Origin of the sequence: Nocardia sp. NPDC051833, assembly GCF_040681225.1 — a bacterium.
Classification (GTDB): Bacteria; Actinomycetota; Actinomycetes; order Mycobacteriales; family Mycobacteriaceae; genus Nocardia.
In genome coordinates, this window is the sequence record NZ_JBFAYK010000004.1 from 386,286 (window position 1) to 408,974 (window position 22,689).

21 protein-coding genes are annotated in these 22,689 nt (G+C 70.5%); 17 read left to right on the forward strand and 4 right to left on the reverse strand.

Annotated elements, in window-relative coordinates; translation table 11 throughout:
* Window positions 1-13: 13 nt before the first annotated feature.
* The 8 genes from ybeY (at window position 14) to AB0L91_RS30220 (ending at window position 10,687) form a co-directional block, all read left to right on the forward strand.
* Window positions 14-568 (forward strand): rRNA maturation RNase YbeY, encoded by a 555-nt coding sequence (gene ybeY, locus AB0L91_RS30185; protein WP_189033070.1) that lies wholly within the window; start codon window positions 14-16, stop codon window positions 566-568.
* Window positions 565-1,938 carry a hemolysin family protein gene (locus tag AB0L91_RS30190; RefSeq protein WP_365015799.1) on the forward strand — a complete coding sequence of 458 codons (1,374 nt, stop codon included), beginning with the start codon at window positions 565-567 and terminating at the stop codon, window positions 1,936-1,938. Before ybeY ends, AB0L91_RS30190 begins: the two co-directional genes overlap by 4 nt.
* On the forward strand, window positions 1,931-2,266 hold the full coding sequence (locus tag AB0L91_RS30195) for a cytidine deaminase (RefSeq protein ID WP_355278718.1): 336 nt from the start codon (window positions 1,931-1,933) through the stop codon (window positions 2,264-2,266). The genes AB0L91_RS30190 and AB0L91_RS30195 overlap by 8 nt, the downstream gene beginning before the upstream one ends.
* Complete coding sequence (gene era, locus AB0L91_RS30200; protein ID WP_357347953.1) at window positions 2,259-3,164, forward strand: GTPase Era; 906 nt, start codon at window positions 2,259-2,261, stop codon at window positions 3,162-3,164. Before AB0L91_RS30195 ends, era begins: the two co-directional genes overlap by 8 nt.
* A gap of 90 nt (window positions 3,165-3,254) precedes the next feature.
* Window positions 3,255-6,086 (forward strand): ABC transporter substrate-binding protein, encoded by a 2,832-nt coding sequence (locus AB0L91_RS30205; RefSeq protein WP_365015801.1) that lies wholly within the window; start codon window positions 3,255-3,257, stop codon window positions 6,084-6,086.
* A gap of 158 nt (window positions 6,087-6,244) precedes the next feature.
* Complete coding sequence (locus AB0L91_RS30210; protein WP_365015803.1) at window positions 6,245-7,912, forward strand: serine/threonine-protein kinase; 1,668 nt, start codon at window positions 6,245-6,247, stop codon at window positions 7,910-7,912.
* The gene (locus tag AB0L91_RS30215) at window positions 7,899-9,107 is read left to right on the forward strand and encodes a hypothetical protein (protein ID WP_365015805.1); all 1,209 of its coding nucleotides are present in this window, start codon (window positions 7,899-7,901) and stop codon (window positions 9,105-9,107) included. The genes AB0L91_RS30210 and AB0L91_RS30215 overlap by 14 nt, the downstream gene beginning before the upstream one ends.
* A complete protein-coding gene (locus AB0L91_RS30220) occupies window positions 9,104-10,687 on the forward strand; it encodes a protein kinase (protein ID WP_365015807.1) in 1,584 nt (527 codons plus the stop codon). The genes AB0L91_RS30215 and AB0L91_RS30220 overlap by 4 nt, the downstream gene beginning before the upstream one ends.
* Before the next feature lies 1 nt (window position 10,688).
* On the opposite strand, the gene AB0L91_RS30225 is transcribed toward AB0L91_RS30220, so the two are convergent.
* Window positions 10,689-12,116 (reverse strand): amidase, encoded by a 1,428-nt coding sequence (locus AB0L91_RS30225; RefSeq protein ID WP_365015809.1) that lies wholly within the window; start codon window positions 12,114-12,116, stop codon window positions 10,689-10,691.
* A 151-nt stretch (window positions 12,117-12,267) separates the two neighbouring features.
* On the opposite strand from AB0L91_RS30225, the gene AB0L91_RS30230 reads away from it, so the two are divergent.
* From AB0L91_RS30230 to AB0L91_RS30250, 5 genes are all read left to right on the forward strand, one after another.
* Window positions 12,268-13,134: an alpha/beta hydrolase gene (locus AB0L91_RS30230; protein ID WP_365015811.1), complete on the forward strand. Its 867-nt coding sequence runs from the start codon at window positions 12,268-12,270 to the stop codon at window positions 13,132-13,134.
* Window positions 13,121-13,723 carry a TetR/AcrR family transcriptional regulator gene (locus AB0L91_RS30235; RefSeq protein ID WP_365015813.1) on the forward strand — a complete coding sequence of 201 codons (603 nt, stop codon included), beginning with the start codon at window positions 13,121-13,123 and terminating at the stop codon, window positions 13,721-13,723. The genes AB0L91_RS30230 and AB0L91_RS30235 overlap by 14 nt, the downstream gene beginning before the upstream one ends.
* 54 nt (window positions 13,724-13,777) lie before the next feature.
* Window positions 13,778-14,548: a DNA repair protein RecO gene (gene recO / locus AB0L91_RS30240; RefSeq protein WP_365015815.1), complete on the forward strand. Its 771-nt coding sequence runs from the start codon at window positions 13,778-13,780 to the stop codon at window positions 14,546-14,548.
* A 69-nt stretch (window positions 14,549-14,617) separates the two neighbouring features.
* Complete coding sequence (locus AB0L91_RS30245; protein WP_355278746.1) at window positions 14,618-15,430, forward strand: isoprenyl transferase; 813 nt, start codon at window positions 14,618-14,620, stop codon at window positions 15,428-15,430.
* Between the two features lie 74 nt (window positions 15,431-15,504).
* The gene (locus AB0L91_RS30250) at window positions 15,505-15,858 is read left to right on the forward strand and encodes a YbjN domain-containing protein (RefSeq protein WP_355279261.1); all 354 of its coding nucleotides are present in this window, start codon (window positions 15,505-15,507) and stop codon (window positions 15,856-15,858) included.
* Window positions 15,859-15,861: 3 nt separating this feature from the next.
* Here the strand turns inward: AB0L91_RS30250 and AB0L91_RS30255 are convergent, their stop codons facing one another.
* Window positions 15,862-16,605 carry a hypothetical protein gene (locus AB0L91_RS30255; protein ID WP_365015817.1) on the reverse strand — a complete coding sequence of 248 codons (744 nt, stop codon included), beginning with the start codon at window positions 16,603-16,605 and terminating at the stop codon, window positions 15,862-15,864.
* Window positions 16,606-16,710: 105 nt separating this feature from the next.
* Complete coding sequence (locus tag AB0L91_RS30260) at window positions 16,711-17,319, reverse strand: TetR/AcrR family transcriptional regulator (protein ID WP_355278751.1); 609 nt, start codon at window positions 17,317-17,319, stop codon at window positions 16,711-16,713.
* 103 nt (window positions 17,320-17,422) lie between these two features.
* Between AB0L91_RS30260 and AB0L91_RS30265 the strand changes: the two genes are divergently transcribed.
* The 3 genes from AB0L91_RS30265 to AB0L91_RS30275 all read left to right on the forward strand — a co-directional run bounded on the left by AB0L91_RS30265 (window position 17,423) and on the right by AB0L91_RS30275 (window position 20,072).
* Window positions 17,423-18,391, forward strand: a complete 969-nt coding sequence (locus AB0L91_RS30265; protein ID WP_365015818.1) for a hypothetical protein — start codon at window positions 17,423-17,425, stop codon at window positions 18,389-18,391.
* Window positions 18,392-18,532: 141 nt separating this feature from the next.
* Entirely contained in the window at window positions 18,533-19,537 is a 1,005-nt protein-coding gene (locus AB0L91_RS30270) for a DUF1152 domain-containing protein (protein WP_365015819.1), read from the forward strand.
* A 16-nt stretch (window positions 19,538-19,553) separates the two neighbouring features.
* Complete coding sequence (locus AB0L91_RS30275; RefSeq protein WP_365015820.1) at window positions 19,554-20,072, forward strand: MafI family immunity protein; 519 nt, start codon at window positions 19,554-19,556, stop codon at window positions 20,070-20,072.
* Window positions 20,073-20,090: 18 nt separating this feature from the next.
* Here AB0L91_RS30275 and AB0L91_RS30280 read toward each other — a convergent pair whose 3' ends face one another.
* Window positions 20,091-21,701, reverse strand: a complete 1,611-nt coding sequence (locus AB0L91_RS30280; protein ID WP_365015822.1) for an FAD-dependent oxidoreductase — start codon at window positions 21,699-21,701, stop codon at window positions 20,091-20,093.
* Between the two features lie 110 nt (window positions 21,702-21,811).
* Between AB0L91_RS30280 and AB0L91_RS30285 the strand changes: the two genes are divergently transcribed.
* Window positions 21,812-22,687, forward strand: coding sequence for a hypothetical protein (locus AB0L91_RS30285; RefSeq protein ID WP_365015824.1), 876 nt, complete (start codon window positions 21,812-21,814; stop codon window positions 22,685-22,687).
* Window positions 22,688-22,689 lie beyond the last annotated feature (2 nt).

The following is a 22,689-nucleotide window of genomic DNA, read 5'->3' on the forward strand; positions in this document are numbered from 1 at the left end:
GTAGGCTGAACAGGTGAGCATCGAGATCGCCAACGAATCGGGCATGGACGTCCCCGAAGAAGACCTGGTCAGCGTCGCACGTTTCGTCATCGGCCGGATGGACGTGCATCCCGCCGCCGAGCTGTCGATGGTGCTCGTCGATCTCGACACCATGGCCGACCTGCACGTGCGCTGGATGGACCTGCCCGGCCCGACCGACGTGATGTCGTTCCCGATGGACGAGCTGGAGCCGGGCGGTCGCCCCGACAGCCCCGAGCCCGGCCCGTCGATGCTCGGCGACATCGTGCTCTGCCCGGAGTTCGCGATGGGGCAGGCGCAGAAGGCGGGCCATTCCCTCGACCACGAGCTGGCACTGCTCACCGTGCACGGCGTGCTCCACCTGCTCGGTTACGACCATGCCGAGCCGGAGGAGGAGAAGGAGATGTTCGCGCTGCAGGCCCAGCTGCTCGAGGAGTGGTACGTGAGCCTGCGCGAGGAACAGCGGCGCGCCGAACTGGCCGAGCGCGATGCCCAACTGCTCGGCAAGGCAGGTTTCACCGCACCGGGTGACGCCCTGGGCCCCGCGTGACCGCACTGACCCAAATCCTGCTGGCGATCGTGCTGATCGGCCTCGGTGGGGTGTTCGCCGGGGTCGACTCGGCGTTGAACACGGTGTCGCGCGCCCGGCTCGACGACATGGTCCGCGAGGAACGGCCCGGCGCGGCGCGGCTGCGCAAGATCGTCGACGACCGGCCGCGGTACGTGAATCTCATGGTGCTGCTGCGCATCCTGTGCGAGATCACCGCGACCGTCCTGCTCGCCGCCGCGGCCCTGTCGCTGTGGAGCGCGGGCACGGCGCTGCTGGTGACCGCCACGGTGATGGTGGTCGTCTCCTACGTCGTGATCGGTGTCGGCCCGCGCACCCTCGGCCGCCAGCACGCCTATTCGATCGCGCTCGGCGCCGCGGTGCCGCTGCAGATCATCGGCGCGGCGCTGGGGCCGGTGAGCAGGCTGCTGATCCTGCTCGGCAACGCGATCACCCCGGGTAAGGGATTTCGCAACGGCCCCTTCGCTTCCGAGATCGAGCTGCGGGAAGTGGTCGACATGGCCCGCGAGCGCGGCGTGGTCGCCGACGACGAACGCCGGATGATCCAGTCGGTGTTCGAACTCGGCGACACCCTCGCCCGCGCGGTGATGGTGCCGCGCACCGAGATGGTGTGGATCGAGGCCGACAAGACCGCGGCCCAGGCGATGTCGCTGGCGGTGCGGTCGGGGCACTCGCGGATTCCGGTGGTCGGCGAGAACGTCGACGACGTACTCGGCGTGGTGTACCTCAAAGACCTTGTCCCGTACGCCGATCGCAGCCGCAAGGTGACCGTGCGCGAGGTCATGCGGCCCGCCGTGTTCGTCCCCGATTCCAAGCCGCTCGACGATCTGCTCGACGAGATGCAGCGCCGCCGCAACCACATGGCGCTGCTGGTCGACGAGTACGGCGGCATCGCGGGTCTGGTGACCATCGAGGACGTGCTCGAGGAGATCGTCGGCGAGATCGCCGACGAGTACGACACCGACGAGACCCCGCCCGTGGAAGACCTGGGCGACGGCCGCTACCGGGTGTCTGCGCGGCTGTCGGTGGAGGATCTGGGCGAGCTGTACGGGCTCGACATCGAGGATGAGGACGTCGACACCGTGGGTGGGCTGCTGGCCCACGAACTGGGGCGCGTCCCGCTGCCCGGCTCGAAGGTGACCGTCTACGGGCTGGTTCTGCGCGGCGAGGGCGGCGCCGACGCGCGCGGGCGGATGCGGGTGAACACCGTGCTGGTGCGCCGCGACGCCGAGAAGGACAAGAAGACCGAGAAGTCCCGCAGGGGCAAGACCAACGGCACCGAGCAGACCACCAACGGCAGCGAGCCCGCGGAGGTCACCGTGCCCGACGACAACGGAGATACCGATGAGTGAATTGGACGCCGAGGACAACAAACTGCTGGTGCTGGCGCGGGGCGCGCTGGGCCGGACCGGTGGCGCGAGCGGCGCCGCCATCCGCGACACCGACGGCCGCACCTACGCCGCCGGCGAGGTCGCGCTGACGGCGCTGCGGCTGACCGCGCTGCAGGCCGCCGTGGCCGCCGCGATCTCCAGCGGCGCCGAGGGTTTCGAGGCGGCCGTCGTCGTCGGCGGTGACGCCGACGACGCGGGCATCGCCGCGGTTCGCGAGGTCTCGCCGTCGGCCGCGGTGATCCGCACCGACCGCGCGGGTGCCGTGCTGAGCGAGGTGCACGGTGGCTGACAAGGAATTCCGTTCCGGCTTCGTCTGTTTCGTCGGCCGCCCGAACACCGGCAAGTCGACGCTGACCAACGCCCTGGTCGGCACCAAGATCGCGATCACTTCCTCGCGCCCGCAGACCACCCGGCACACCATCCGCGGCATCGTGCATCGCGAGCACGCCCAGCTGATCCTGGTCGACACCCCCGGCCTGCACCGCCCGCGCACGCTGCTCGGCCAGCGGCTCAACGATCTCGTGCGCGACACCTACTCCGAGGTCGACGTGATCGCCGTGTGCATCCCGGCCGACGAGAAGATCGGCCCCGGTGACCGCTGGATCGTCGAGCAGATCAAGATGATGGCGCCCAAGACCACCGTGCTCGGCGTGGTCACCAAGATCGACAAGGTGAGCCGCGACCAGGTCGCCCACCAGTTGATGGCGGTCTCGCAGCTGCTCGGGCCCGAGGCCGAGGTCGTGCCGGTGTCGGCGGTCAAGGGTGAGCAGGTCGAGGTGCTCGTCGACGTGATCGCCGCGCAGATGCCCGAGGGCCCGGCGTTCTACCCCGACGGCGAGATCACCGACGAGCCCGAGGAAACCCTGATGGCCGAGCTGATCCGCGAGGCCGCGCTCGAGGGTGTGCGCGACGAACTGCCGCACTCGCTGGCCGTGGTGATCGAGGAGATCCAGCCGTACGAGGCCAACGAGGACATGCTCGAGGTGCATGCCCTGCTGTACGTCGAACGGCCGAGCCAGAAGGCGATCATCATCGGCAAGAACGGTTCCCGCCTCAAGGAGGTCGGCACCAACGCTCGCAAGCAGATCGAGCACATCCTGGGGACCCGGATCTACCTGAACCTGCACGTGAAGGTGGCCAAGGACTGGCAGCGCGACCCGAAACAGCTGGGGAAGCTGGGCTTTTGACCGTTTGAGCGTCGGCGGTACGGGGTATCGTTCGGCGAATACGCCGACGGTGTTCGGTGTGCTCGCTGATCGCCCGGGGAGGCCGTCGAAGTGCCCGATGCCAATGATGTCGGCAAGCTGCTGGAGTTGCTGCGGGCGCTGGAGATCCCCGACACCAAACCGCGGGTGCTGCGCACGCTGCTGCGGGGGCGCCGCACACTGCCCCGGCCGATCGTCGAACTGGTCGGCGTGCAGGGGCACGCGGCGCTGGTCGCCGACCTCTACAGCTGGCTGAGTGAATCGGGCGGCCGCCGCGCGACCCCGCGGGCCAAGGTCGATCTGCACGCGCCGGATCTGCCGCGCACCGCGCTCACGCCCGACCTCACCGCGGTCAGCTCGCACGACGATCAGGAGATCGCCGGGCATTGCCTGCCGATCATCCAGCAGCTGGTCGCCGGCTTCGCGGCCGACGACACCGCGATGGGCGCGATCAAGTTCCCGCGCTACCGCACCGCCGATTGGCTGACACGCCAGCGGGTCACCAGCGACGAGTCCGAGGCCCCCGACGAACTGCGCCGCAGGCTGCCGAAGCTGCTGCGCAGCGGATCGCCGACCAGCCGCTCCGACACCGCCGAGGGTGTCGCGGGGGACACGATCTCGCGCGTGGTCTTCGGCGTGCTCGCGCTGTGGCCGGTGCTGCGGCTGTGGCTGTGGGTGTCCGGGCGCATCCCCGGGATGTCGAAGGTGACCAGGTGGTTCCTGCACCAGCGCTATCTGGCGCCCGAATTGTCCGGCAGCTTCCTGGGTTTCGCGTCTCGCCTGACCGCCTCGCACCGGGTCGACGAGAACGAGGAGCAGGTCGCCAAACTGCTGATCCACGCGTTCCTCGAGGACCTGCGCGACGCGTACCGGCGCCGGATCTGGCGGCCGTCGAGCTGGCGGCGCACCGCCTATCCGGTCGCGCTGCTCGGTGGTCTCGCCGAGGGCAGTGACGGTGCCCGCATCCTCACCTGGATCAACGAGATCAGGAACGAGACCGGGCATTTCGACCCGCTGGTGCTCGTCGCCTTCCGGGACGAGGGCCCGAACCGCGAGGTCGGTGAGCTCGGTGACATCGGGGAGCTGCGCACGCTGCGCACCCTGGAGAGCCTGGCCGAGCAGCCCTCGCCGCAACCGCCGGACCCGCTGCAGAGCTGGGTCAGGGAGATCGACAACCGGCGCACCCACCGCCAGGCCGACGCGTGGTTCCTGCCGCTGCGCGCGCTGCTGCCCCCGGACACACCGCCGCGGATCAGCGACCCGCGCTTCCGCGGTCTCGCCCTGCCGCCCGCACCGCCGATGGCGGCGCGCAGCTGGTTCGTCGGCCTGTGCGTGCTCATCCCGGTCGCGCTGGCCGTCGCCGCCGCGCTGGTCTACTTCCCGCCGCTGCGTGGCGCGCCGTGCTCGCAGTGGCCGTGGACCGATGGTGTCTCGGTGGCCCTGCGCGACGGTGAGTGCGTCGGCTACAGCGACAACCCCGCGCAGCTCTTCGCCGACGATCCCGAGCTGACGGCCATGCAGCGCGAGGTGTTCCGGCTCAACGAGCAGGCCACGAAGGCCCGCGCGAGCAACCCCGACCGGCCGCTGGTCTCGCTGGTGTACTTCGCCGGCCTCAGCTACGCCGACACCAATGTGCGCTACCCGCACGCCCAGGTCGAGGAACTGGCCGGGCTCGCGGTGCAGCAGCGCCGCGCGCTGCTGGCCTCCGACGAGTCGGAACCGTTGCTGCGCGTCGTCATCGCCAACGGCGGCTCGGACATGCGCCAGGCGAGCTGGGTGGTCGAGCACGCGCTGCGCGGCCTGGTGGCCGATGACCCCAGCGTGCTCGGCGTGGTCGGCATCGATCGCAGTACCGACGAGACCCGCACGGCGATCGCCCGGCTCGGTGAACTCGGCGTGCCCGCGGTCGCGACGACGCTGTCGGCCGACGGCCTGGACCGGGCCTCGCCCCTGTACTTCCAAGCGGCGCCGAGCAATACCGTGCAGGCCCGGCTGGTCGCCGACTACGTCCAGGGCGCGCGCGAGCCGAACGGTGCCCAGCGCTACGACAAGGTGACGATCTACCACCCCGAGGCGGCCGACGACCTGTACGTGACGACCCTGGTCGCCGATCTGCAGGCCGAGCTCGCCGGACGCGGTGTCGCCCAGCAGAGTCTGAGCTGGCGCGAACAGCAGGAGCTGTACCGGTTCCCCGCGCCGTGCGAGACCGAGGGCGCCGACCGGCGCACCCTGCTGTTCTTCGCGGGCCGCAACGCTGATTTCCCCACCTTCGCCAAGGCGGTCAGCCGCGGTTGCCTCAGTGGCGCCGGACCGGCGATCCTCGGCAACGACGCGGTCACCCGGCTGATCACCGACCCCAAGGCCACCGCCGCCCTGCCGGCCAACCTGACGGTGCGCTACGTGTCCAAGGCCGCGCCGGTGATGCTCGGCGGCGCCGACTGTGTCAGCGGCGTCGGCAAACTCGGCGATCAGCCGGTGCCGTTCGAACACGAGCAGCTGTGCGTCGAACTGGCCGGGCTGATCGAGGACCTGCGCGGCTACCCGGACCTGGCCGACTACCGCCCGACCTGGGCGGGTGATCGCACCGGGCTCGCGTTCGACGTGAGCGGCCTGTTCCTGCAGGCGGTCCGGGCCAGCCGCGGCGTCCTCGCCGACCTGCCGCCGAACCGGACCGCGATCGCGGTGCAGTTGCGGGAGAGCGACTATCGCGGCGTCACCGGCACCCTGGGCTTCTCGACGCGTCGCGTCGCCGACGGTTCGTCGATCGCGGTGCTGGTCACCACCGCGGTCGGCGGTCCTGGCCCGCAACGCTGCCTGATCATGTTCCCGCGCCGGACCGGTCAGGACGGCTGCCCGGCCGGGACGAAGAGCGATCTCGAGGGCTGGACCGAACCGGGGCGGTAGTGCGGAGATGTCGGAATTCCCGGACCGCACTACCGGATTCGTGCTGTTATAGTCGCTCGAACATGACCTCCGGGTGGGGACCGGCTTCAGCGGCGACCGATTCGGAGACGCTGCCGGAAGGGTCCCGGTAGCACTGTGACCGTGGGAGACCGGGGCGGGTGAGTATCGCAGAGGGCGCGGAGTTCGCCGGGTATCTGATCGAGCGGCGACTGGGCGCCGGTGGCATGGGCACCGTCTACCTGGCCCGCCATCCCCGCTTGCCGCGCCACGACGCGCTCAAGATCCTGGCCGACGACCACGCCGCCGATCCCGAGTTCCGGGCCAGGTTCCTGCGCGAGGCCGAACTCGCCGCCGCGCTGGCCCATCCGAACCTCGTCGCCGTGCGCGATCGCGGGGAGACCGACGGCAAGCTCTGGATCGCCACGCAGTACGTCGCCGGGTCGGACGCGGCCGAACTCGTGCGCGACGCGCCGTCGGGGCTCGATCCGGCGCGGGCGGTGCACATCGTCGGCGAGGCGGCGCGCGGACTCGACGCGGTGCACCGGGCCGGGCTCCTGCATCGCGACGTGAAGCCGGCCAACATCCTGGTGGCCGAGGAGGCGGGTCATCCCGACCGGGTACTGGTCACCGACTTCGGGATCGCGCGCCGGGCCGAGGACACCGCGACGCTGTCGGCGGGCGGCGGACTCGTCGCGACGCTGTCCTATGTGGCGCCCGAACAACTCGGCGGCGACCGGGTCGACCTGCGCGCCGACGTCTACGCGCTCGGCTGCTCGCTGTTCCAATTGCTGGTCGGCACAGTGCCGTTCGTCCGGCAGACGCCCGCGGCGCTGATGTACGCGCACCTGCACGAGCCACCGCCGCGGCCGTCGGCGCTCCGGCCGGAGCTGCCCGCCGCGTTCGACGCCGTGATCGCGCGGGCCATGGCGAAAGACCCCGCCGACCGGTTCGCCTCCTGCGGTGACCTGGCGGCGGCCGCTCGTGCCGCGGCGGACGGGCGCGCGCTGCCACCGACCGCGGCGACCCCCGCGCTCCCCGCCGCGACGACGAGCGCGGAGACGCGGGCACAGCCATCGGTGCAGGACGCCCCGCCGCACGAACCGTCCGTGCTGCCACTGCCCGTCGCCGGACCGGGCTTCGGCGGGACATGGCCACCCGCCCCGATGCTCGAGGCCGACCCGTTCACCGCGGCCCTGCTGCGCCGCCGGACGCCGTGGGGCAGACTGATCCGCCGCCGTGGCTTCTGGGTGGCGGCAGCGGTGGTCGTCGTCCTCGGGTCCGGCACGACGGCGGCGCTGGTCGCCGCCGGACCCGACGACTCGGCGTCGCGCACGGCCGCGTCCACCACGCTGCCGCCACTGCCACCGGCGACCGCGTGGGGTGCCTACAGCTTCGTCGCCGACACCTTCCCCGACCTGCTGCCCGCCTTCCAGTTCGGCGTCGGCTACCAGGAGCTGACCGGCTGCTACATGTTCGACGAGAAGTGGAACTTCGCGCCGACGGACAAGGCCGAACCGATCGCGAAGATGAGCTGCAGCGGAAACCGTGATCCCGCCGTCGGGATCACGATCGTCTGCAATACCGACCGCTCCCGCATGCTGGCGCAGCCCAGCACCGATCAGGTCGAGGGCAACGAGGAATGGCGCCGCCCGACGGGCACCGGGAACCTGCACTGGGGCAGCAATATCGGCCTGGACAAGACCCAGACCGGCTTCTTGCACGTCTACTTCGACGAACCGGCGCGCTCGTTCTGCCGGATCGATGTCAACGGCGGCGACAACGGCGCCGAACTGCGCGAGAAGTGGTGGGCCGATGCGCCGCTGTGATCCCCGCGCTGCCGTGCGGACGGCCGCCCTGCTCGCCGTCCTCGCGCTGACCGGCTGCACGGTAGCGGGCACGCCGGAACCGGCCGACGCCGACCTGTCGATGCTGGATTACGGTACCTACCAGCATGTTCCGCTGGTGGCGCCGGACGGCGACGAGTACTCGGGCCGGGTGCTGGAGTCGGTGCGGATCGGCGAGGTGATGATCAACCCGGCCAAGGCCGACGCCGCCCTGTCCCTGCCCGCCGACGCCAAACCCACGGTCCCGCTGCCGACCCCGGCCAAGGTGTCCGGTGTGCTGTCGGAGCAGGCGCGCGCCGTGCTCGACAAGTACGGCATGATCGCCGGATTCCAGGTCGCGGGCACCGACTCGGTCCGCACCAGGGGGCTGTCGCTGCTGGCGCTGCGCATGCCGGATCCGGAGGCCGCCGCCAAGGCCGCCGTCGACCTCGACGCGACCGACGCGGCGGTCAGCCGCGACAATGTCGCCGTCGCGATCCCGAACTATCCCACGGCGCGGGCGCATTGGCGGCCCGCCGTGGCGAGTATGGCCGCCACCGTCGCGCGCGGCTCGTTCGTGGTGAGCGCGCTGGTCGCGCACCCGACGCCGGACGCCGTGGCCTTGACCGGGTTGATCGGCAAGGCCTTCGACGCGCAACTGCCCGAACTCGACCGTTTCGTCGCCACCCCGGTCGACCAGCTCGCGCGCCTGCCGCTCGACGGCGAGCAGATGCTGACCCGGCTGGTTCCGGAGAAGCTGGGCCGCTGGTCGCGGCCCGCCGTGCTGCTCATCGATCGCGAACAGCTCGCCGGGGGCAAGACGCTGGTGCACGCCAGCGGCGTGGTCTACGGGCCGAACGTGGCCTATCTGAACGGAACCCGGCAGCAGCGATCCACGGCCGACGCCTTCGCGATGATCGGCTTCGACGGGCTGATGCGGTATCCCGATGCCGTCGAAGCGCGCCGCGCCTTCGATCGTGGGACCCGGTCACTGGCCGCCGACGGCTTGCGGACCGTCGCCGGTCCGGCCGGTCTGGCCGACGTCCAGTGCCTCGACGACGACGCGGGCCAGCCCGCGGTGCGCTTCGCCTGCCGGGTACTGCACGGACGCTATGTCGCCACCGTGTTCGCGCCGCGCGAGCAGCAGATCAAACAGAAGGCCGCCGCCCAGTACAGCCTGCTGGTGCGCGCCGGATGACCGCACAGCTGCGGTCCGGCTCGGTCTTCGCGGGCTACGTGATCGAGCGGGTGCTCGGCAGTGGTGGGATGGGCACCGTCTACGCCGCGCGGCATCCGCGGCTGCCCCGCCTTGACGCGATCAAGGTGCTGAGCGAAGCGCACAGCGGCGCACCGGAATTCCGGGCCAGGTTCATCCGGGAAGCCGAACTGGCGGCCCGCATCGATCACCCGAACGTGGTGGCCGTGCACGATCGCGGCCTGGTCGACGGCATGCTGTGGATCGCGATGCAGTACGTCGCGGGGACCGACGCCGCGGCGGTGTTGCGCGCCGGCGTGCCCCGGCCGGAGTACGCGCTGCACATCGTCACCGAGGCGGCCGCCGGGCTGGACGCGGCGCACCGCGCCGGGCTGCTGCACCGCGATGTGAAGCCGGCCAATCTGATGCTGGAGACGCGGCCGGGGGAGCCGGACCGGGTCCTCGTCGCCGACTTCGGTATCGCCAAATCCGGCGCCGACAGCACCGCGCTCACCGAACCCGGCGCCTTTCTGGCCACCCTCGCCTACGCGGCGCCGGAACTGATCCGGCTCGATGCCGTGGATCGCCGGGCCGATCTGTATTCGCTGGGCTGCACGCTGTTCGAACTGCTCACCGGGCGCAAGCCGTTTCCCCGCGACACCGTCGCCGCGGTGATCAACGCCCACCTGACCGAACCGCCGCCCCGGCCGACACAGGTGAACCCGCACCTGCCGCGCGCCATCGACGCGGTGATCGCCAGGGCCATGGCGAAGAATCCCGACGACCGGTACTCCAGTTGCGGCGCGCTGGCCGCGGCCGCGGCCGCCGCGTTCGGTGCGCCGGTGCCGCCGACGACGCGCGTGGCCCAGCCGGGTACGTCGCGCGAACCGGCCGGTCGCCCGGGCTTCGCGCCCGATGTTCTGGCCGAGGCGACCACGGTCCCGGTCGTCTCCTCGGCTCAGGAACCACGCCGGGTCGTGCCGTCCCGCCGATGGCCCCTGGTCGCCGGGGTGACGGCCGTGCTCACGATCGCGCTGGTCGCGGTCGGTGTGGTCGCGCTGAATCGCGATCAGTCACCGAGCGCCGCGCCCGCGTCCTCGGTGGCGCCGACCACCACCGTCGAATCGGCATGGGGTGTCCACGAATACATCGTTCGTGCCTTTCCCGGTCTGCTCCCACGCACGCCGTTCGCCAGCGGCTTCCAGGGCATCCGGTGCGCGGCCGTCGACAAGGAACACCGGCCGATCGCGCTCGACCGGCACGACGGCGTCGGCAGGCTCAGCTGCAACGGCGACCGCGATCCCGTCGAGCGGATGACGGTGTACTGCAACGGCGACCGCACGCCGAGCAGCGCGCGCCCGTTCCTCGAGGCGACCGCGGTCCGGGAGGAGAACTGGGAGCGCTCCTCGGGCCGCGGCAAGGTCATCGTCCAGGACATGCCGGGCCTGCGGGCAGGCACGACATCGGGCGGACTCGTCGTCCAATTCGACGACACCTCGCGCAACTTCTGCCTGCTCAGCGTTTTCGGCGCCACCAACGGCGCCGAGCTCTACGACCGCTGGTGGCCCGTCGCGCCGCTGTGACTCACCACCACTGCGTGGGTCGCTCTCGTTCCCAGCGCAATTCGGCTTCCAGCTGTGCCGCCAGTGAGATGAGCATCGGCTCGGTGTTCGCGGTGCCCATCAGCTGCGCGCCGATCGGCAGCCCGGCCTCGGTGAAACCGGCGGGCACGTTCACACTCGGCCAGCCGAGGACGTTCCACGGCCAGGTGTACGGGCAGGCGGCGGTGATCAGGTTGTTGGTGGCGCCGACGCCGATGCCGTCGATCTCCTCCGCGCGCGGTGGCGGGGTGGCGGTGGTCGGGGCCAGGACCAGGTCGTAGTCGTCGAAGAACCCGCCGATCCGCTTGTGCAGCAACGGCTCCGCGCGCCGGGCGGCGGCGAGCACGGGACCGCCGAGGACGCCGCCGAGCCGGGCATTGGCCGTGGTGCGCGGGTCGACGACGGCCTCCGGCATCGCCCGGCGCACCCGGGTGATCCCGGCCATCGAGCGCGGCAGGAACGAGGCGCCGATCATCAGGCCGTAGTGCAGGTCGGCCACGGTGACGGTGTGCCCGAGGCCGCGCAGCGTCGTCGCCAGCGCGTGCACGGCCGCCGCGATCTGCGGGTCCAGCGCGGTCTTGGTCGCGGTGAACGGAATCCGCAGGGAGAGTGCGATTCTGAGCTTGCCGGGGTCACGTCCCACGGCGGCGCTCGCGTCGATCGGCGCCGGGGTGTGCAGGTCACCGCGGTGTGGCCCGGCGGCGACGTCGAGCAGCAGGGCGGCATCGCCGACGGTGCGCGCGAGCGGCCCGTTGACGGTGAGGCCGTAGAACGCCTCGGCGTGCGGCCAGGTGGAGATGCGCCCGCGCTGCGGCTTGATCCCGACCAGGTTGTTCCACGACGCCGGGATGCGCACCGAGCCCGCGCCGTCGGAACCCAGTGCGGCGGGCACCAACCCGGCCGCGACCGCCGCCGCGGAACCGCCCGAGGAGCCGCCGGGGGTGCGCGTGCGATCCCAGGGATTGCGGGTGTGGCCGAAGGCGTCGCCGCTGGTGAACGGGAGCTGGCCCAGCTCACAGGTATTGGCCTTGCCCACGATCACCGCACCGGCGGCGCGCAGCCTGCGTACCGATTCGGCGTCCTCGGTCTTCGGCGTGAACTCGCCACCGCAGCCGAAGGCGGTGATCTCCCCGGCGATGTCGGTGTCGTCCTTGACCGCGATCGGTACGCCGAGCAGCGGCAGCCGCGCACCGGCGGCCAGGCGCGCGTCGGCGTCGGCGGCTTCGCGCAGCGCGGCCTCCCTGCGGACGACGCGGAAGGCGTTGAGCGTCGGCTGGGCGGCCTCGATCCGGTCGAGCGCCGCGGTCACGGCGGCGACGGAGGAGAGGCTGCCGTCGGCGATCGCGGCGGACATTTCGGAGAGGCCGAGGTCGGCCGATGGCTTCGGCGCGATGCGGTCGGGCGCGGACATGTGAACTCCGTCTCTGCAGGTAGTGGGGTCGACGGTAGCGTCGAGCTGGTCACCCGTCCACATACCCTGGGTGGATTTCTCGGCTATAGACATACATACCGTATGTATGTAACAGTGGTGAGGCCCAGCATTCGAACCAGGGGAGGACCCCATGGGAATCAGCTCAGCACTCGGTCCGGCGCGCGAGATCGCCCTGTCGTCCGGCCGTATCCGCTACCACGACACCGGCACCGGATCGCCGGTCGTGTTCGTCCACGGCCTGCTGGTCAACGCCGACCTCTGGCGCGGGGTGGTGCCCGGCCTCGTCGCCGCCGGACACCGCTGCCTCACGCCCGACTGGCCGCTCGGATCGCACTCGATCCCGCTGCCCGACGCCGACCTCACGCCCACCGGCATCGCGGACCTCATCGCCGAGTTCCTCGACGCGCTCGACCTGACCGATGTCACCCTCGTCGCGAACGACACCGGCGGCGCGCTGACCCAGATCCTGATGACCCGCAGGCCGGAACGGATCGGCCGGGTGGTGCTGGCCGCCGTCGACTGCTTCGAGGTCTTCCCGCCGCAGCCGTTCGCGGGTCTGCTGAAGGTCGCGAAGCTGCCCGGCGCCATCGCCGCGCTGCTCGCGCCGCTCGGGTGGCGGCCCCTGCAGCGGTTGCCGCTCGCCTTCGGATTGGTGACCAAACACCCTCTGCCACAGGAGATCGCGAAGTCCTACCTGCGGCCCGCCCAGCGTGATGCCGCGATCCGGGCCGACCTGCGCCGCTTCGCGGCGGGCGTGGACAACCGGGTCACCCAGGCGGCCGCCGAGCGCTTCGGTCAGGTCGATGTCCCGGTGCTCGTGGTGTGGTCCACCGAGGACCGGCTGTTCCCGATGACACTGGCGCAGCGGCTCGTCACCGCCCTGCCGAAGGCGAGTCTGCGCACCGTCGACGACTCCTACACCTTCCTGCCCGAGGACCGGCCGGAGTTGCTCGCCGAACTGATCGTGGAGTTCACTCGGCTGCATGCAGCGCCGTAGTCAGGAGGATCGCTCCCGCACCACCCGAGCCGCGCTCGAGCAGGCAGGCCGCGGCCTGTTCGCCGAGCGCGGCTTCGCCGCGACGTCCGCCGAACAGCTGGTGGCCGCCGCCGGCGTCACCCGCGGCGCGCTGCACCACCACTACGGCGACAAGCGCGGGCTGTTCCTGGCCGTGCTCGAACAGGTCGAGACCGAGGCCACCGCGGAGATCGCGCGCGCGGTCGCGGCGGTCGACCCCGACGATGTGATGGCCGGGATGACCGCGGGTCTGGCCTGCTTCCTCGACATCTGCGGCCGCCCGGAGATGCTGCGCATCGTCCTGATGGACGCCCCGACCGTCCTCGGCTGGCCCGCCTTCCGCGACTTCGAATCCCGGCACGGTCTCGGCCTGATCACCGGTGAACTGCAACGTGCCGTCGACGCCGGTCTGGTCCCGGCCGTCCCCGTCCCGGTCCTCGCGCAACTGCTGCTCAGCGCCATCACCGAGGCGTCGCTCATCGTCGCCCACGCCGAGGACACCGAGCGCGCCCGCGCCGAGACCCAGCAATCCCTGTTGCTGCTCATCGCGGGTCTGCTGCGCCGGGACTGACCGGCCCGCCGTGTCCGTGGTGGCGGTGTCGGGTCGACGTGGAAGACTGGGGCCGTGCGGTTGTATCGGGATGAGGCGGTGGTGGTCCGTCAGCACAAGCTGGGCGAGGCCGATCGCATCGTCACGCTGCTGACCAGGCAACACGGTCTGGTGCGCGCGGTCGCCAAGGGGGTGCGGCGCACCAAGTCGAAGTTCGGGGCGCGGCTCGAGCCGTTCGCCTACATCGACGTGCAGCTGCATCCGGGTCGCACGCTCGACATCGTCACCCAGGTGACCACGGTCGAGGCGTTCGCCGCCGACATCATCGACGACTACGGCCGCTACACCACGGCCTGCGCGATCCTCGAGACCGCCGAACGCCTCGCGGGTGAGGAACGCGCGCCCGCGCCGAAACTGCACGCGCTCACCGCGAGCGCCCTGCGCGCCATCGCCGCCAAGCAGCGCCCGCACGAACTCGTCCTCGACGCCTATCTGTTGCGCGCCATGGGTTTCGCGGGCTGGGCGCCCGCCCTCGACGAGTGCGCCCGCTGCGCGACGCCGGGCCCGCATCGCGCGTTCCACGTCGCGGCGGGCGGCGCGGTCTGCGTGCACTGCAGGCCGCCGGGCGCGAGCACCCCGGCCGCGGGTGTCCTCGATCTGCTCGTCGCCCTGCTGAAGGGGGAGTGGGACTACATCGCCGGCGTCCCCGACAATGTCCGCCGTCAGGCCAGCGGTCTGGTCGCCGCCCACCTGCAGTGGCACCTGGAACGGCAGCTGCGCACCCTGCCGCTGATCGAGCGCTCGCGGACCGACGCCGCAGCCCCCGTGGTCGACCGCGTCGGCTGACGACAGCGGGCGCCGGTCGCCCGTGCGGATGCCGGAGCCCGTGCGGGCCGCGCGAGACGATCAGGCAGGATGGAAGCCGTGATCCTGCGTCGTGACTCTTCCACCGCGAGCAAGACGGCCCGCACCGTTCGCCCACCGTCGCCGCACCCCTCGGGTGCGCGGCCGCCCGCGATCCCGCCGGAGCTCGTCCCCAACCACGTCGCGCTGGTGATGGACGGCAACGGCCGCTGGGCGCAGGAGCGTGGCCTGCCGCGCACCGCCGGTCACGAACGCGGCGAGGCCGTGCTCATGGACGCCGTCGAAGGCTGTATCGAGATCGGCGTCAAGTGGCTGTCGGCCTACGCCTTCTCCACCGAGAACTGGCGGCGCAGCCCCGACGAGGTGCGCTTCCTGATGGGCTTCAACCGCGACGTGATCCGCCGTCGCCGCGACGAGATGCACGAGATGGGCGTGCGCGTGCGCTGGGCCGGGCGCCGACCGCGCCTGTGGCGCAGCGTGATCAAGGAGCTCGAGGTCGCCGAGGAGCTCACCGAGGACAACGACGTGATGACGCTGACCATGTGCGTCAACTACGGCGGCCGCGCCGAGATCGCCGACGCCGCACGGGAGATCGCGCGCCGGGTGGCCGCGGGCGAGATCGATCCGGAGAAGATCGACGAGGCGACCGTCGCCCGGTACCTCGACGAACCCGATATGCCCGACGTCGACCTGTTCCTGCGTCCCTCCGGCGAGTTCCGCAGCTCGAACTTCCTCATCTGGCAGGCCGCGTACGCCGAATTCGTCTACCAGGACACGCTTTTCCCCGATTTCGATCGGCGTAACCTGTGGGACGCGTGCCTGGAATACGCCAAGCGCGATCGCCGCTTCGGCGGTACCAAATGAGCGACGGAGCCGACATGGACGCGGTGGTCACGCCCGAACTGGACCTGCAGGCGCGCACCGGCGCCTGCCTGCAGATGCAGGACATCGACATCCGCGTCGACGCCGACGGCTCGCTCGGCTTCGAATACGACGGCGCGCTGTGCTCGATCCGCGCCGTCACCCTCGCGCCCGGGCTCACGGTGCTGTCGCTGACCAGCGTGCTGGCCTGGGACCGGCCGCTCAAGCCGCAGCTGCACAAGCGCGTCGCCGAGCGCAACAACGAGATCCAGTTCGGCTCGGTCACCCTGATCGGGCGCGGCAAGCTGGGCGATGTCATCCTGCGCTACACGTTCCCCGCCGAGGGCCTCGACGATCAGGCCCTCACCACCATGCTGCTGCTCACGCTGACCGGCGCGAGCAGGGCCAGGCAGGGCCTGCTCGCGCCGTAGGCGTCAGTTCGACGGCTTCCAGGTGATCTTGCCGCCCTGGAAATCCTGGGCCTTGCCGCCCTGGTAGTCGTATTCGTCGCTGGTCGGGTAGCCGTAGCGGCCGCCTTCGGAACCGGCGCGGATCCAGTCGGCCTGGATGCTGCCCCACACCGCGTGCGCGCCGGTCGTCGAGGACCAGTAGATGGCGCCGGTCGGGAACAGCGAGAACTGGCCGTCGCCCTTGCCCGCCTTGGAGACGTCGCTCAGCGGGAAGCCCAGCGGGCTCGACTCCCAGCCGAGCGCGGCCCACTTGTCCCGGATCGGGCCGCTGATCTGGTGCGCGCCGGTGCCGACGGACCAGTAGATCGAGCCCTTCTGGAAGTGGTTGTAGCGGCCGCTGCCACCCGGGGTCGACTCCTCGCGGCTGACCGGGTAGCCGAGCTTGCCGCCCTCGTTGCCGAGCTCGGCGAACTTGTCGCGGATCTGCCCGGCGACGGTGTTGGCGTTGGTGTCGGGATGCCAGTAGATCGCCGCGTTGTTGGCGAAGGTCTGGTACTTGCCGCCCGCCGCGGCGTCGGATTCGGGGGAGGTGGGGTCACCGAGCGCGGCGCCGCCCGCCTGGTCGTATTCGATCTCGATCGCGCCGCCCACCTCGAAGTCGCCGATCTTGCGTGCCTGCGCGGTGCCCGCGAGGGCCAGCGGCAGCACGGCCGCGGCCGCCAGGACGGCGATCCCGCGCGATCGAAGGGTTCGTCGGTGAAATGCCACAGGAAACTCCCTGGTCGAATCGTTGTTCGGTGTTTTCGGCGCTCGACCCCGACCGGCACCGCACCCGAACCTACCCGCTCGACCGCGTGCGTAACAGTGAGCTTTCTAACCCGCACCGCCCGGTTCGATCGTCATCAGCACGTCGATGCCACGGGCGAAGGTGTCCGGGTCGGCGTCGCCGAGCAGCAGGTGCTGCAGCATGAAACCGGGCAGCACCCCGATGATCGCCTTGGCCAGCGCGTCGACGTCGGCGTCGGGCGCGATCCAGCCCAGGTCCCGCATCCGCACCGCGTACTCGCGCCACAGATCACGCATGGACGCGATCGCGTGGCGCACCGGAACGCTCGCTTCGGGCTGGACCATCGCCAGCGCCCAGGCCTGCGGCGCCAGCCGGAGGGGACCGTCCGGCCCGCCGCGTTCGATCACCTCGGCGGTCACCATGCGCACCACCTCGGCGGGCGTCGGCGGGGTCTCGCTGCGGATGATCTCGGCCATCCGGCCGCGCAACGGGGTCATCGTCTCCACGATCAGCGCGAAGATGATGTCGTTCTTGCTGGCGAAATAGCGGTAGACCGCCCCCGCGGACAGTCCGGACTCGGCGAACACGTCCTGCATCGACGTCTCGTGGAAGCCCTTGCGGGTGAAGCATCGCTGCGCGGCCTCGAGGATCTGTTTCCGGCGGCGCTCCAGGTGTTCTTCGCTGACTCGGGGCATGGGTCAAAAATAAAACGAATATCCGTTCTTGACAAGGATGCCCCGCTGATGGGACCGTGAAGCCATCAAAAAGAACGAACATTCGCTTTAAAGGGAGAATGTCATGTCGATCACCCGACGAGCAGTGGCTCTCGGCCTCGCAGCCACCCTGCTGCAGGCGCTGCTCCTGATCGCCTTCGCCTGGCCCGCCGTCAACCTCGCCCCGCGCGACCTGCCCATCGCCGTCACCGGTCCGCAGTCCGCGCAGGTCACCCAGCAGTTGCAGCAGCGCAGTCCCGACGCCTTCGAGATCACCACCCTCGCCGACGGTGCCGCCGCCCGGGCGGCGCTCACCGACAACGAGATCTACGGCGCCGTCGTCACCGGCGAGGGCGCGCCGCAGGTCCTGGTCGCCTCGGCCGCCTCACCCGCGGTCGCCCAGCAGCTCACCGCCCTGGCCCAGCAGCTCAGCGGTGCCCCCGCCGCGCCGGTCCAGGACGTCGTCGCCACCGACCCCGACGACCCGCGTGGCGCGGGCTTCGGCTCGATGGTGCTGCCGCTGGTCATGTCCGGCATCGCGGCGGGTGTCCTGCTCACCCTGCTGATCCCGGGCCTCGGCGGCCGCCTCGCCGGCCTGCTCACGTTCGGCGTCGCCGGTGGTCTGCTCAGCACCCTGGTCTTCCACACCTGGCTCTCGATCGTCCCCGGCTCCTACCTGGAACTCGCCGCGATCGCCGGCCTGGCCGCCTTCGCGGTCTCCGCCACCATCGTCGGCCTGGCCGCCGCCATCGGCCGCCCCGGTATCGGCCTCGGCGCGCTGCTCATGCTCCTCATCGGCAACCCGTTCTCGGCCGCCACCTCCGCCCCCGAACTCCTGCCGCAGCCCTGGGGCGCCATCGGCCAGCTGTGCCCGCCCGGCGCGGCCGCGTCGCTGCTGCGCTCGGTCGCCTACTTCGACGGTGCGGGCGCGCCGGCTCCGCTCGCGGTGCTGCTCACCTGGTCGGCGGCCGGTCTCGCCCTGCTCGGAATCGGCGCACTGCGCTCCTCGGCCGCCCCGGAGGCCACCCCGGCACCGGTCGCCGTTCCCGCCTGAGATCCCTCGCGAAGATGCTCCGCACGAACGACTTTCGTGCGGAGCATCGCCGTGTCAGCGGTCCGCACGTCGATGCAGCCGTGGCACGCCGGGATCGACTTGGCTACGGTGGCGAAGAAAGCGGAGTCCGAGGGGGAAGTCATGAGTGCGGACCGGAACCGACCCGCATCAACCCACGCGACGGCATCCCCCTCCCTCCTCGATTCCTCGGTCCTGTTCCCGCTCCGCGACTCCGAGCGAATCCTGATCGCGGGTGCGGGCGGCGGCTTCGACCTCCTCAGCGGTCTGCCGATCGCCTTCGCCCTCCACGAACGCGGCAAGACCGTCTTCCTGGCGAACCTCACCTTCACCGCCGCCACCCGCACCACGGCGAAACCCGTCGCGCCCGGGGTGTTCGAGGTCGACGCCGACACGGAAGGCCAGCAGCACTACTTCCCGGAGAAACACGTCGCCACTTGGCTGGCCGACCACGGCCACCCCGACACGGTCTATCTGATCCGCAAGGGTGGACCGGCGGCGGTGCGCGCCGCCTACGCATGGCTGGCCCGGGAACTGCGCCTGGACGCCGTCGTCCTCGTCGACGGCGGCACCGATCTCCTGATGACCGGCGACGAAGCCGGCCTCGGCACCCCGGTGGAAGACGTCACCAGCCTGCTCGCCGCCGCCGCCCTCGATCTCCCCGTCAAACTCGCCACCTGCGTCGGCTTCGGCATCGACACCTACCACGGCGTCTGCCACGCCCACTTCCTCGAAAACGTCGCCGCCCTGGCCGAACTCGGCGCCTACCACGGCGTCTTCGCCCTCACCCCCGGCACACCCGCCGTCGACGCCTGGCTCGACGCCGTCGCCTGGACCCAACGCCACACCCCCGGCCGCGAGAGCATCGTCAGCGCGTCCATCACCGACGCCGCCCGCGGCGCATTCGGCAATCACCACTCCCTGGAACGCACCCGCACCAACAACTCCGACCTCTTCATCAACCCCCTGATGTCGATGACCTGGGGCTTCGACCTCGACACCGTCGCCAGCCGGGTCCTCTACACCGACCACTTAACCCACGCCACCACCCCCTTCGAGGTCGCCGCCGCCATCGAAGCCTTCCGCACCACCATCCCCCTCCGCCCCTGGCGCGACCTCCCCGTCTGACACCCATGGAGCTGCGATGAACGAAGACGACACGATGCTGCTCGGGTTGGTCGACGACTCACCGATCACCTCGTCCGCGATCCGTGACGACATTCGGGAGTTGGTCGGGGCGGGCGAGTACGGAATCGCCTTCGACACTCTGTGTTCGTCGCTGTACGAGGACGAACACCAGATCACTCGTGCGTATTTCGAGCGGCTCCAGGCTGCGGCGAAGTCGCTCTACCTTCCTCGAACTACCGATGGCCTGTGCGAACTGATAGCCGACACGAGCATCGAAGCGATGGCCACACGCGGCGACTACGCGCTGCTCAGATGGTTCGGACGCAAGTTTCCCGGTCTGCTCGTTCAGGGTGACACGCTCAGCGTCCTGAACGAGACCCTCGCCGAACTGAAAGACCTCCTGAACACCGGCGACATCGAGGAGGCCACCTTCGTCCTCGGCGAATTGACTCGAACGATGCACGGTCTACAGACCTCGTACGAGGACATGATGAAGTCGGCGAAGATCGCGCTTCCCTATGCGAAGCGCGACTAGTCCGGAACTTCTGCCGTCTCAGCTGTTCAGGATCAGGGCGGCGCATTTCTCGCCGATCATGATTGTGGGGGCGTTGGTGTTGCCGCCGGTGACGGTCGGCATGATCGAGGCGTCGGCGACGCGGAGGCCGTCGATGCCGCGTACGCGGAGGTCGGGATCCACGACCGCGCGGTCGTCGACACCCATGCGGACCGTGCCGACCGGGTGATAGACGGTGTGGATGCGGTTCGGTAGTTCCGCGCGCATCGCGGCCGGGTCGGTGAAGTCCGCGCCCGGGATGATCTCGCCCTGGTTGTCGCCGGTTCCCGCCATGATCGCGCGGACCATGTCGATGCCTTCCAGGAGCACCTCGGTGTCTGCGGGCGCCGTCAGATAGGCCGGATCGATGAGTGGCGCGGCCCCCGGATCGGCCGAGGCCAAGCGGACGGTGCCCCGGCTCTCGGGGTAGATGAGCGCGGGGAAGACGCTCTGACCCGGCTTCTTGGTCGCCGGGACGACGCGCTTGTCGGAGTCCTGATTCGGCGACGGATACACCCAGTACAGACTGAGCAGTTGCAGGTCGGGGATCTCGCGCGCGTGCGAGGTGCGCACGAAGGCGACGGACTCGAACGAGGAACCGGCCGCCCACGACGATCCCGGACGCAGCTGTTCGGCCGCCAATCCGCGCAGGAAATAGGGCGCTGTCGGCTTACGCAACGCCGACCGCATCCGGAACGACAGCGGGACGAACAGATGGTCGTGCAGGTTGTCGCCCACCGGCAGATCCGCGACGACGGCGATGCCGTGCTCGGCCAGGTGCGCGGCGGGGCCGATTCCCGACAGTTGCAGAATCTGCGGCGACCCGAACGTGCCCGCCGAGACGATGACCTCGCGCGAGGCCCCGATCACCCGCGTACCGCCGTCGACCAGGATCTCCACCCCCGTCGCCCGTGAGCCGTCGATGACGATCCTCGTCACCGTCGTCTCCGTGAGCACGACGAGACCGGGCACCGAATCGTCGTGCAGGTAGCCCTTGGCCGCGGAGTACCGCACACCGTGCGCGGCGCTCTGCTGGAAGACCGCGACACCTTCCTGGCTCGCCCCGTTGTAGTCGTCGAGCTCCGGCACACCCAGGCGTGCCACGGTGGCGTCCATGAAGGCACGTGCCGCGTCGGTGATGCGGTGCTGGCGGGTGACCTTGATCGGGCCGCCCGCCCCACGCCACGCGTTCGCGCCGCCCTCCCAGTCCTCCATCCGCTGGAAGTACGGCAGCACGTCCTCGTAGGCCCACCCGCGACAGCCTTCGGCGGCCCAGTCGTCGAAGTTCTTCCGGTTACCCCGGACGAAGAGCATGCCGTTGACCGAACTCGACCCGCCCAGCACCCGGCCGTGTGTCATGGGAATCCGGCGATCGAGCGCATGGTGCTGCGGTGTCGACTTGTCGCCCCAGTCGAACAGCTTCTTCAGCTGCGGCGTCGAGTGCATGACATTGATCGCGCCGGGAATCCGGAAGAGCGCCTTCGCCCAACCCTTGTCATCGGCCGTACCCGCCTCGATCAGCACCACGGCCGCGCCGCTGTCGGCGAGCCTGCGCGCGACCGCACAGCCCGCGCTCCCCGCTCCCACGACGATGTAGTCGGCTTCGGTCACAGTGTTCTCCGGTCAGGAGTCGACCTCTACGAACCCCGAATTCTATCGCGATCTCCCTCGCGTCGGGAACGTCTCGCTAGCATCGGAGTGGGCGACCGACGGTGTCGTAGTTGCCGATTCTGATCGGAGGAATCGTCGTGGGTGGTGTGGCGGTGGCGCCGCGCGGGATGCGGTTGTCCGGGCGTGGGGTCGCGGGGCTCGGTGGGGTGGCGGTGCTGCTCGGCATCGCGTTCGTGCTCGTTCCGGGGATCGTGGCGGGATGGGGATCCGAGGGCGGGATCGGCAGTGAAGGAGAGCTGCGACGGGCGCTGCGGGTGGCCTTCGCCGGGTACTGGAGTTCCGGGGACGGGGAGTTCTCGCCCGCGCTGAACGACGTGGTCGAGTACTGGTTTCGGTACCACCTGGTCAAAGGGCTGATCGCCGTTGTGCTGCTGGGGGTGCTGGCGGTGCTGGCCGCGGTGCTGTGGGATGCCGTCGGGCGGGACAGCGATGCGGGGTGCGTGCGTCGGCTCGTGCTCGGCACGGCCGGTGCGGTGGTCACGCTGTTCGCGGTGCTCGCCCTGCTCGCGGTGATGGCGAATGCGCAAGGCGCGGTGGCGCCCTACGCGTCGGTCTTGCCGATGCTGTTCGACGATCCCGTCGGGCCCGAATTGGCCGGGACCTTGGCGGAGGTGAATCAGCAGTTGGCGGTGTCGGCCGAGGTGGGTTCCTCGCCCGCGCTCGAGGTGATGATCGATGACTTCACGCGCTATCACGTGGCGATGGTGGTGATTTCGTCCGTGGTCGCGGTGGGCTTCGGCATCGCGACCATGGTGCTGTGGACACGGCGGGCGGGGAAGTCGTCGGGGGAGCGGGCGGTGCTCGCCGGGCTCGGGTTGCTCGCGATGGGGCTGGCCGTGGTGTTCGCCGTTGTCGCGGTGGCGAATACGACGACGGTCGCGGAACCGCTGCCCGCGCTGCAAGCACTGTTCGACGGTGGGTGGTGACG